This is a genomic window from Cysteiniphilum sp. (assembly GCF_057495195.1).
In genome coordinates, this window is record NZ_JBXTEF010000029.1 from 1 (window position 1) to 10,566 (window position 10,566).

The 10,566-nt window shown below is 38.8% G+C and carries 13 protein-coding genes and 1 riboswitch; all 13 genes read right to left on the reverse strand.

Annotated features, from left to right (window positions below; all coding sequences use genetic code 11):
- Window positions 1–265: type II toxin-antitoxin system RelE family toxin (locus ACY10D_RS03185; protein WP_486999332.1), on the reverse strand; the 265-nt coding region annotated here is incomplete at its 3' end.
- Window positions 243–488 (reverse strand): type II toxin-antitoxin system prevent-host-death family antitoxin, encoded by a 246-nt coding sequence (locus ACY10D_RS03190; RefSeq protein ID WP_486999333.1) that lies wholly within the window; start codon window positions 486–488, stop codon window positions 243–245. The genes ACY10D_RS03185 and ACY10D_RS03190, both read right to left, overlap by 23 nt.
- A gap of 102 nt (window positions 489–590) precedes the next feature.
- Window positions 591–1,217 (reverse strand): uracil phosphoribosyltransferase, encoded by a 627-nt coding sequence (gene upp, locus ACY10D_RS03195; RefSeq protein WP_486999334.1) that lies wholly within the window; start codon window positions 1,215–1,217, stop codon window positions 591–593.
- Window positions 1,214–1,999, reverse strand: a complete 786-nt coding sequence (locus tag ACY10D_RS03200) for a class I SAM-dependent methyltransferase (RefSeq protein ID WP_486999335.1) — start codon at window positions 1,997–1,999, stop codon at window positions 1,214–1,216. The genes upp and ACY10D_RS03200 overlap by 4 nt, the downstream gene beginning before the upstream one ends.
- A 23-nt stretch (window positions 2,000–2,022) precedes the next feature.
- Entirely contained in the window at window positions 2,023–2,868 is an 846-nt protein-coding gene (locus tag ACY10D_RS03205) for a transporter substrate-binding domain-containing protein (protein ID WP_486999336.1), read from the reverse strand.
- A 45-nt stretch (window positions 2,869–2,913) separates the two neighbouring features.
- Window positions 2,914–4,431 (reverse strand): thiamine phosphate synthase, encoded by a 1,518-nt coding sequence (gene thiE / locus ACY10D_RS03210; RefSeq protein WP_486999337.1) that lies wholly within the window; start codon window positions 4,429–4,431, stop codon window positions 2,914–2,916.
- Window positions 4,431–5,405, reverse strand: a complete 975-nt coding sequence (locus ACY10D_RS03215; protein WP_486999338.1) for a YbgA family protein — start codon at window positions 5,403–5,405, stop codon at window positions 4,431–4,433. Before ACY10D_RS03215 ends, thiE begins: the two co-directional genes overlap by 1 nt.
- 74 nt (window positions 5,406–5,479) lie before the next feature.
- Complete coding sequence (locus ACY10D_RS03220) at window positions 5,480–6,265, reverse strand: thiazole synthase (protein WP_486999339.1); 786 nt, start codon at window positions 6,263–6,265, stop codon at window positions 5,480–5,482.
- Window positions 6,266–6,469, reverse strand: a complete 204-nt coding sequence (thiS, locus tag ACY10D_RS03225) for a sulfur carrier protein ThiS (RefSeq protein ID WP_486999340.1) — start codon at window positions 6,467–6,469, stop codon at window positions 6,266–6,268.
- Entirely contained in the window at window positions 6,466–7,512 is a 1,047-nt protein-coding gene (locus ACY10D_RS03230; protein ID WP_486999341.1) for an FAD-dependent oxidoreductase, read from the reverse strand. Before ACY10D_RS03230 ends, thiS begins: the two co-directional genes overlap by 4 nt.
- Window positions 7,502–9,373: a phosphomethylpyrimidine synthase ThiC gene (gene thiC / locus ACY10D_RS03235; RefSeq protein WP_486999342.1), complete on the reverse strand. Its 1,872-nt coding sequence runs from the start codon at window positions 9,371–9,373 to the stop codon at window positions 7,502–7,504. Before thiC ends, ACY10D_RS03230 begins: the two co-directional genes overlap by 11 nt.
- Before the next feature lie 88 nt (window positions 9,374–9,461).
- Window positions 9,462–9,565: riboswitch (TPP riboswitch) on the reverse strand.
- A 337-nt stretch (window positions 9,566–9,902) separates the two neighbouring features.
- Entirely contained in the window at window positions 9,903–10,109 is a 207-nt protein-coding gene (locus ACY10D_RS03240; RefSeq protein ID WP_486999343.1) for a hypothetical protein, read from the reverse strand.
- A gap of 84 nt (window positions 10,110–10,193) precedes the next feature.
- Window positions 10,194–10,370, reverse strand: coding sequence for a hypothetical protein (locus ACY10D_RS03245; protein WP_486999344.1), 177 nt, complete (start codon window positions 10,368–10,370; stop codon window positions 10,194–10,196).
- Window positions 10,371–10,566: the final 196 nt, after the last annotated feature.

Consider the following 10,566-nt stretch of genomic DNA (forward strand, 5'->3'; position numbering starts at 1 on the left):
TTCGATCAAAAATTTTGTAGACCTCATCATCGTTTCTTTTTCCAACTACAGTTATATAAAGTATTTCACTATCTGTCCTATAGATTATTCGATACTCACCGACGTCTTTACGAAAAAAGTCATCAGAACCTTTGAGTTTTATAACATCTTGTTGCTCAGGGTTTTTAGCTAGCCTAAATAGTTCTTTTACGATTTGTTTAAATTGCTTTGGTGGTAACTTATCAAGAAATTTATCAGCTTGTTTACTTAGATTTATCAAGAGCATTTTTTAGCTTATCCATACTTTTTTCAACACCAATATATCCATCTTTTTCAGCTTCTAATGCTTTATTAAGCCAATATGAATCTTCAATAGATTGCAATCTATCATATTCCTTTTTACTGATCAGGACAGCTTCATTTGATCGGCGTTTGACAAAAACAGCTTTATGCATTGCTTCAGTTAAATACTCACCTAAATGTGTCTTAAACTCTGTACTGCTTATCATGATTAAATAAACCTATTTGATTAATTTAATCAAATTATAGAATGTATCACTTAATAGGTCAAGATGTAAAAATCTTTATGAATCAGTTTAGCATATCCGCAGCTAACGAGTTGCAAAAATTTTATCACCTGCATCACCAAGTCCAGGGATAATATAGGCTTTTTCATTAAGACATTGATCAATTGAAGCGGTATAAAGCTCAACCTCGGGATGCGCTTTCTCAAGAATCGCAACACCCTCTGGTGAGGCTAATAACGTCACCACAATAAAGCGCTTACATCCTGCAGATTTAAGCAGTGAAATCGTTTTATTGATTGATCCGGCAGTGGCAAGCATCGGGTCGAGAATGACTGCAATGCGTTTATTAATGTCAACACATGCTTTGAAGTAATACTCGCGTGGCTTAGCAGTCTCTTCATCACGCTCGATACCGATCATTGTCACCGGCGCATTGGGTAATAAAGATAACGCTCCATCTAACATACCAAGTCCCGCACGCAGTATTGGGCAAAAAGTTGGTAGTGGCTTTTTAAGCATAGGTACCGCAAGCCGCCCCTGCCAATGCTCAATAATCTCCTCTTCAACCATTAGATCACTTAATGCTTCATAACATAACAACATGGCAAGCTCGCTAGTGATCATCCTAAAGTCACGACTTGAAGTCGACTCATCCCTTAATAGGCTTAATTTATGCTGAACGATGGGGTGTACGATTTCATGGGTTTTCATTGTTTAATTTTCCTGCTTACAAAATGTCTTAATAACAAACTCTCCTGTGCAAAAGCCTGTGAAATCCAGTCATAGGCATCAATACATTCTTGATATTCTTCTTTGCTATGCGTGGCTAGAAATTGCTGCTTTATTGCTTGTTGCTGCAAACGTGTCACAACATCGGCATTATATTGTGCATACGCTTTATTTTCGCTAGTCATCGACTCTACTAAAAATCCCGCCGCTGTTAATACTTCAATATATTGGATCATTGTCGTTGGATAAAGCGTTAACCCTTCAAGCTCACACATTTTATCGACAAGCTCTCCAAAACCTATTCCATCTGGACTTAACCAATCATTCACAATAAACATTCCATCTTTTTTACAAACACGATGTATTTCTGTAAATAATGGCAGTTTATTATCCAAATGCACCAATACACCTTTGGAAAATATCAAATTAAAGCTTAGCTCAGAAAAAGGCAAAACATCAGGGTTTTCTAAGTGATAGAAATGCGTGTTTGGTTTCTTGTAATGCTTATTTGCATGCTTAACCATATCGGCATTAATCTCAACACCATGATAATCAATGCTTGGATATTTACCTGAAATATATTGAGCCAAACCGCCTTGACCAAAACCAATTTCTAATACCTTTTTATTGTGTAAGTCAATACCTGAAAACAGCTGATCAATAGCTTCGCTCCCGCCTTCTGACATCATACCCTCACCATAGCAAAGCTCAAGCTGCGCACAATATTCTTGCGGGTATTCATCGATAATTTTCTGATAATCCATTATTTATCCTATGATCTAAAACACTAAAATGGGCAACTCGCCTTCACTGCAGGATATTGTGTTTTTAAGGCATCTTGATACCACATATTAAAGTCTTGTTTATGATACTTATAAAAGCTGTTCATTTCCTTAATTAACCACTTGCCATCTTTGGTTTTATTGGTCATAAAAACCTTTTGGCTGACTTTGTTGCCTGAGATAGAATTTAAATCAAATTTAAGTCCGTTATCACTCAACACACTATCTTTCATATCTGCGCGGTATTGCACTTCAATTTTGTCAGTAAACATAACGAGTTTCTTTTGAGGGTATTTGTTCAAACAGGCATACACTTCTGCATTGGTTGGCAAAATCTTTACTTCAGCGTTACGAATATAGCTCTCAGCAAAAGGCTGATTTGTGCCCCCTTTATTCTCAATAACGGTCACACCCTTTTGGTCAATGCTTGCGAGGTTTTTAAACGTAGACTCATTTGCTTTAGAAAACACAGGGGCTTTTTGGTTCGACAACACGCCCGTTGATAAATAAAACATGCTTGCACGCTCAGGCGTATAACTAATACCACCCATCGCGATATCACATTTTGTTTTAAGATCATCACTTAAGGTCGACCATGTACTATGCACAAATTCAACTTTACGCTTAATCTTATGCGCAAACTCTTTTGCGACAGTGATTGCAAAGCCTTTATACTCCTCCGTATTTGCATTGTATGATGTCAATGGCGGATAATCACCTGTGGTACAAACACGCAATAGTTTTTGGTTCGCTAACGCACTATTGCTAAATAAAACCATCACTGTTGCTGCACAGCTTGTAAAAATGACTTTCTTGATATTTTTGATACTCTTGATTGGCTTAACGTTCATTATGTGCTCCTGATATGTCACTTCCATCTTTATTAAAGCATGTCATCATATACTACATTCAATGCGATTTCCCAGCGCTATTTGCTCAAAGTCTTGCGCTGTTGTCACTGCTCTTTGCAGATCTTGAGCCTTGGTTATATAGCTCACAACTGCAACACCATCGACACCACATTGCCAGACATCAGGCATTTGTGACTCAAAAATTCCACCAATGGCGACAAGCGGTGTTTCTTGACAAAGCTTACGCCAAATACGCAATTTATCTAATCCTTGCTCATTAAACTTCATCTCTTTGGTCGTTGTCTGGTAAATGGGACCTAACGCAATATATGAAGGCTTAAGAGTTAATGCGCGCGCTAACTCAACATAGTTATGCGTACTGACTCCTAGACGCGATCCTGCTTGAGCAATCTCATGCAAATTGGCAGTATCTAAATCTTCTTGTCCTAAGTGCACACCAAAACATTGATGTTTAATCGCCAGCTGCCAATGATCATTAATAAACAAAGATAAGTTATAGGCTTTAGCAACACTATTTGCTTTTTTAATTTGAGCTTCCAACGCATCTGGGGATAAGTCTTTTAGTCGCAACTGAATGGTTCTAACACCTAATTTCGCCAATTTTTCCACCCAATCAACATGATCAACAACGGGATAAAAACCTATTGGATGATACATTTGTGGAAACTTTTTATGCTCAGCTTTTTGATAACTCACCTCTGGCAAATAATTCGCATGATCCATGGCATCTTGAGCATAATAACTTAAATTTTTAACCTCTAATTGGGGTAGGTCATTAACCGCTTTATCCATCTGTTGTGATAGATGATATTTGGCAATACATATTGCTTCTGTTATTTCCTGACCTTGCGCCACAAGAGCCGCAATACTGCTCGCTAAGGCGCAACCCGTACCACGTATATTACCCTCATAGACTGCTTTGCTTTGATAATGCACACCTTGTTGAGATGCAAGTGTCAAATAATCACAGCTCCTTTGGTTTTTGACTAGAGCATGTCCTCCTTTTAATAAGACATATTGTATTCCATATAAGCTTTTTAATGTGTGCGCAATCTCAACATATGGTTTTTGATTGATACTCTCATCATTTAACAAAATAGCCGCTTCAGGTAAATTTGGTGTTAATAAGTAACACAATGGCAATAACTGCTGCTTGAATACACTAATAATATCCGCACTCATCAACATACCACCTGAGCTTGTTGCAATCACTGGGTCACAGATATATTTCACCTGTGGATTAGCTTGCAAAAATTTACTTAGCATCTTAATTTGGGCAACCGAAGCTAGCACGCCACTTTTAATCACTTGTGGTTTATGACTATTGACAATCTCTGTAAATTGCTCATAGAAAATAGCATCCTCAACAGCGTTAAGCGCTATAAAATCACGATCATTTTGCACAGTATTTGCCGATATCACGGCAGCACAATCTACCTTAAAATAGTTAGCCACTTTGATATCTTGTAACACACCGGCGTGTGCTGTTGGATCAATACCACCAATGACTAACAGGTTGACTTTATTATTTTCTTTTATCATTACATTTTACTCATAAGCCCCAACGATTCTGGGTATAGATTTAGATAACTTTGTTGCGCTAAAAACTCGACATCATAACGCGTAAGGTAGTGTTTAATAATCTCAACAGGCACTGCTAACGGCAAAATACCTAAATGATACTGTTTGATTTTATGTTGCAAATCATCACGTTCTTGTTTTGAGATCAATTTGTTTATCTCACGCAACATGCGCTGCAAAATCGCATGATGTTTGCCTCGCGTTGCTACTCTTTGCAGCGCCATTAAGAACATTTCATAATAGCTTTTCTTAACCAATTCAAAGTTTTGCCGATGTCCATTAGCAAGCAAGCGACCCAGCGCTTTTTGCGCATCAGGATGATGTAAACGTAAGATAATTTTATGACGTGTATGGAAAGCCATCAGCTCATTAATGCTTTGTGCATGTAATACTTCATTTTTAGCTTGTCTAGTCAATAGCACACGTTTGATAAAATGCTCTTTCAAATAAGGATCATTTAAACGACCTTCATCCTCAAGTGGCAAAAGTGGGCAATGCTTTTTAATATGCGCCACGAAAAAACCATCTGCTTTGTTATGAATGATGCCATGCTTATCATTGTAAAGTTTAACACTGCCATTGCCGCAGCTAGGTGAGGACTTTTTTAAAATAAAGCCGTCAATATCTTGAAGGCTTGATGCGGCTTTATCAACACCTTGTTGTAATTGCACGCTGGCATCGGTAACTTGATCATGTTTCATTGCCACGATATTGTCATTCTCTTTCAACTCAAGATAAATAGGCTCACGCGGCACACCAAAACCTGCTGACATCTCTGGACAAACAGGCTGGTAATCAAAAACAAGTGCCAATTCTTGGGTGATCATTTTCTTATGAGAATTAGCACCATTAAAACGAACATTATTACCCAAAAGACAGCTTGAGACGGCAATCATTGGTTTATTTCTTACTCGCGTTTCCTTTGTATTTGACATATTCACTCCTTGTAACCTAAACGTTCAAAATACTTATCATGAACACAAAATCACATAACACAATATAGCTTAATTTAGTTTATTTGATGCCAAAATGGCGTATCTTGCAGTGGTGTACTTGACTGTGCTAGCTCTCTTTGCGGCATACGTTTAGCTAAATATGCTCTTCTACCAGACTCAATTGCTAAACGAAAGGCATCTGCCATCAGTGGCGGGTTTTCAGCTAATGCCACCGCACTATTTAAGAGTACGCCATCAAATCCAAGCTCCATGGCTAAGACAGCATCCGATGGTGTACCAATACCGGCATCAACAATGAGTGTAGTATCTTTTAAGCGCGAACGTAACAGCTTAAATGCCGATGGGTTAACAATACCTTGTCCACTGCCTATATAAGAACCTAGTGGCATAATCACTTCACAGCCTAAATTGACCAGTTGCTGGCAGACGATTAAATCATCAGTGCAATATGGTAGCACCTTAAACCCTTGATCAATGAGAGTTTCTGCTGCTTTAACAAGCTCAAACACATTGGGTTGCAAGGTATGATTATCACCAATGACTTCAAGCTTAATAAAGTCAGTATTGAAAATTTGCCTTGCTGCCTTAGCAATCATCAGCGCTTCATCTGCTGTTTTACAGCCTGCAGTATTAGGTAATACATGGCAGCCACTTTGCTGTATGCTCTGCCAGAAAAAGTTATTTTTACCACCATGTAACTCACGCTTCAATGCCACGGTGACCATTTGCGTTTGTGACGTATTAATCGCATCACACATACTCTCCAAGCTTGGGTATAGCGCTGTCCCCAAAAGCATGCGTGAATCAAGATTCATATCATAAAGCTGTAATTGCTCCATCTAACCACCTTGCATGGGTGTGAGAATATCGATCTCATCACCCTGTTTAATTTGTGTTGTATCATAAGCACTGTGATCAATAATTGATTTATTAACCGCAACTGCAGCATAGCTTGAAGCAAAGCCGATATCAGTTAATAACGCCTGTAATGATTGCTGAGTTTTCAGTTGCTTTTTCTCACCATTTAATACGATCTCTATCATGCTTTTTCCACCGTCATTTTTATATCATTCTTTATCTTATCGACAACTTTTAACGCATAGATGGGTGCTAAAAGATAACCATGTCGATAAAAACCATTAAGTGTTATCAGGTTATTCTGTTGGATGAGCCTTGGCAAGCCCTCTTTAAAGCACGGGCGTACTTGAGTGAAGTTTTTGATAATCCGCGCTTCGGCAAAACCCTCATCAACAGTTACTAAAGCGCTTAATAAAGTAAGCTGTGAAATCACACTCATTTGACTCATATCCTCTGATTGGACAATCGTCGCGCCAATATAATAAACTCCACGGCCACGTGGCACGATATATAGCGGCATGCGCGGATGGCACAATCTAGTGATTCCTGTGATGTTCACCTCAGGGGCATAAACCACTAAAGCCTCACCACGAATACCATATAAATCATTGAAGCTATCTTTAGCACTCAGCCCGCGTGTATCACAGACATAGTCATAATCTCTTTGCAAATCTTGCAATTGAGCTTTGGAAACATCTTGTGTCAAGTGTAACGAGACACGTGGATGATCCATTAAGTAAAGTGTTGATTGGCTAAAAAATCGCGGCACATGAACACAACCTTCACTCTCAATATGGAGCATGCGATGAGCAAGCTTACCTTGATTATATTGATCTATTAATGGAATTTGTGCATAAGCATGTTCATGTAGTTTCAATCCTTGAGCACGCGCAATTTTGGTTTCAAGATCACTCAGATCCAAAGGGTGAGCAATGACATTAGTTCCTGTTTGAGTGAAAATACCACCCAATAACCATCGGTCTATACACTGCCAAGCCTCTGCTGAAGAACATGATAGATCATAGATCATTTGCCCTTCATCTAATGCTTCAGAAACAGGTGCAATCATGCCAGCTGCCGCATAACCGCAACTTGATTTACCACTAAAATCAGCGCTTTTGTCATATAGATCAACCCTAATGTCAGCAAATGACTCAAGCAATGTGATTGCCAGTATGCGCCCAACAAGACCGCCACCAACAATCGCAACACGCATGCTATTCGACATGATAAATTTCAGCGCCTTGCGCTAAGAAATCCTCACTTTTCTGTTGCATGCCTTTGCTTGCAACATCCGCTAAATCAAGTTTATGTTCTTTAGCATAATCACGCACCTCTTGAGTGATTTTCATCGAGCAAAACTTAGGACCGCACATCGAGCAAAAATGTGCAAGCTTATGCCCTTCTTTTGGCAATGTCTGATCGTGAAAGCTTTGTGCTTTTTGTGGATCAAGGCTTAAATTAAACTGATCCTGCCATCTAAACTCAAAACGGGCTTTTGATAAGGCATTATCACGAATTTGTGCCGCAGGAAAACCCTTAGCTAAATCTGCTGCATGCGCTGCTAACTTATAGGTAACGATACCCTCGCGCACATCCTCTTTATCGGGTAAGCCTAAGTGCTCTTTCGGTGTCACATAACAAAGCATTGACGTGCCATACCAGCCAATTTGTGCAGCACCTATCGCTGATGTGATATGATCATAACCAGGTGCTATATCCGTCACCAAGGGCCCCAGGGTATAAAACGGTGCCTCAAAGCAATCCTTAAGCTCTTTGGTCATATTCTCTTTAATCATTTGCATCGGTACGTGCCCTGGTCCTTCAATCATCACCTGCACATCGTGATCCCACGCGCGCTTGGTTAGCTCACCCAAAGTCTCAAGCTCTGCAAATTGCGCTTCATCATTGGCATCTAAAATAGAACCTGGACGCAAGCCATCACCCAAAGAAAAGGCAACATCATAGGCTTTCATAATTTCACAAATCTCATCAAAGTGTGTGTAGATGAAGCTCTCCTTGTGATGCGCAATACACCATTTGGCAATGATTGAGCCACCGCGCGAGACAATACCTGTTAGTCTCTTAGCAGTTAGATGAATATATTTCAAACGCACACCCGCATGAATGGTGAAATAACTCACTCCCTGCTCAGCTTGCTCAATCAAGGTATCGCGAAAAATCTCCCATGTGAGTTTTTCTGCTTGACCGTCAACTTTTTCAAGCGCTTGGTAAATTGGCACCGTACCAATGGGTACAGGTGAGTTACGAATAATCCACTCACGCGTTTGATGAATGTTTTTACCCGTTGATAAATCCATCACTGTATCGGCACCCCAACGCGTTGCAATCACCATTTTTTCGACTTCCTCAGCAATCGATGAACTCACCGCAGATGTCCCAATATTGGCATTGATTTTGACACTGAAATTGCGCCCTATAATCATCGGCTCCATTTCTGGATGATTGATGTTGCTTGGAATAATCGCGCGTCCCAAAGCGATCTCTTGGCGCACAAACTCAGGCGTTATCTCATTGGGAATGTTTGCGCCAAAATCAACACCGGGGTGTTGTTTAAGTAAAACAGGATCTTGAATATGCGCATTTGCACGTTTGAGATTCTCACGCAGTGCAACATAGTGCATTTCTTTGGTAATTATTCCGCGACGCGCATAATGCATTTGCGTGACATTATTACCTTGCTTTGCTTTTAATGGCTTAGCACGCTTGGGAAATGCCAAATCTTTTTGTGTATGGGTAAACTCAGCACTAAAGTCTTCTAATGTTTCAATTTCATTATTGTCTTTGATCCATGCTTGACGCAATTTAGGCAAGCCTTCAACTAAATCATGACTATAAGACTCATCACTATATTGACCGGAGGTATCATATACCGCAATCTCAGGATTTTGCACGCGCCCTTGCTCGGTTAGCGTATCGCTCTGGGCAATATAGCGAAAAGGCACGTGAAGATCGTCATCCGTCTTAAGATATTTTTTGCTCGATGCGGGATAAGCTGCTTGTAAATCAGCCGATAAGGTCAATGACGCTTTGTCGCTAGTTGATGCTGTTTTTTTATGCTGTGGCATGTATGGCTCCTTAGATTTTGCCTTTTACATGCGTAGGAAAACTTTTTGTGATATATCGCGCCAATCATTTCAAGCACAGTACAAAATACAAATCGTTATAACAACTTCCTACGCTAGTACTAACTAGTTCAGGTACAAAGGGTTACAAAACTTACATTTTGCTCTCAGCCAAAGGCACCCCTGTTGTAAACGCGGTTTATCCTAAAGTAATTTTTTGGAGGTGTCTACTGCTAGATTTTGCTCTTAAAATAAATCTTAGCTACGAAGTTTTAGAAATGCATGGGAATATACATAATCTAAATGCTAAAAAAGATAAGACTAAAGATTCTTTTATACAAATGCGCGTGTCTCGTGAGCAAAAAGCAAAATGGGTTAAACAATCACCAAAATTAAAAATGAAATTAATTGAATGGATCACTAGACTAATATATAAATAAGTGAAAATAACTTTAACAAAGAACTCTGCCACTATGTTGTAGTTAGTTCCTCTCGCTTACTCGACCAGATATTGCCGTTTATATGTATTAATCTAATCAAGTTTTTCTAGCAATTTATCTGCAATAGCTATTGCCGTATCAACATATAAATCATAAGATTTTGCACTAAATCCTTGCCCAATAGTTACATTATTTAATAAACCTTGCAGTATTAAACCCACAAAATATTCTTTCTTAGTCAAGCCATTAGTTGGCGACAGCTTTTCTACTGGAAATGCCGGACTATCAGATGAAATCATATTTAAAACTCCTGTAATCTTATAAACTTATCTATTAAAATCACCTAACAACCAAATAATTATTTTGCCTGAAACTATAAGATATTAGTATGGCGCGCGCACAAACAATAAAATAGCACCTAAAACCAACGTGTACAAGAAGTTATTTTTTGCTTTCTTAGTCCTACCATGCACACAAGATTTATATTCATCTGTCTCTATAATTTTTAGTAAATCAACGTCATATACTTTTAGGTTTAACTCAAATTTGTGTGTAGCCATTGAAAGTCACGTTTATCAAGTCTGTACCAAAACCAAATTTTCTTAAACATTCTGATTTTGCAAAACCTAATAAAAAATCTCGATAATCCATACCATTTCGATATTGGTTTATTGTATTGCTTTTAATGCGAATCAAGGGTTGAATAATAATCAAAAATAAAGTTTACGAGTTGCCAATCCATAATTTATTGTGTTA

Bases quoted from the DNA above. Each gene is read 5' to 3' on its own strand.
- ACY10D_RS03215 (WP_486999338.1), bottom strand. From the start codon at position 5,405: ATGTCAAATACAAAGGAAACGCGAGTAAGAAATAAACCAATGATTGCC.
- thiC (WP_486999342.1), bottom strand. From the start codon at position 9,373: ATGCCACAGCATAAAAAAACAGCATCAACTAGCGACAAAGCGTCATTG.
- upp (WP_486999334.1), bottom strand. From the start codon at position 1,217: ATGAAAACCCATGAAATCGTACACCCCATCGTTCAGCATAAATTAAGC.
- ACY10D_RS03245 (WP_486999344.1), bottom strand. From the start codon at position 10,370: ATGGCTACACACAAATTTGAGTTAAACCTAAAAGTATATGACGTTGAT.
- thiS (WP_486999340.1), bottom strand. From the start codon at position 6,469: ATGATAGAGATCGTATTAAATGGTGAGAAAAAGCAACTGAAAACTCAG.
- ACY10D_RS03230 (WP_486999341.1), bottom strand. From the start codon at position 7,512: ATGTCGAATAGCATGCGTGTTGCGATTGTTGGTGGCGGTCTTGTTGGG.
- ACY10D_RS03190 (WP_486999333.1), bottom strand. From the start codon at position 488: ATGATAAGCAGTACAGAGTTTAAGACACATTTAGGTGAGTATTTAACT.
- ACY10D_RS03220 (WP_486999339.1), bottom strand. From the start codon at position 6,265: ATGGAGCAATTACAGCTTTATGATATGAATCTTGATTCACGCATGCTT.
- thiE (WP_486999337.1), bottom strand. From the start codon at position 4,431: ATGATAAAAGAAAATAATAAAGTCAACCTGTTAGTCATTGGTGGTATT.
- ACY10D_RS03200 (WP_486999335.1), bottom strand. From the start codon at position 1,999: ATGGATTATCAGAAAATTATCGATGAATACCCGCAAGAATATTGTGCG.
- ACY10D_RS03205 (WP_486999336.1), bottom strand. From the start codon at position 2,868: ATGAACGTTAAGCCAATCAAGAGTATCAAAAATATCAAGAAAGTCATT.
- ACY10D_RS03240 (WP_486999343.1), bottom strand. From the start codon at position 10,109: ATGATTTCATCTGATAGTCCGGCATTTCCAGTAGAAAAGCTGTCGCCA.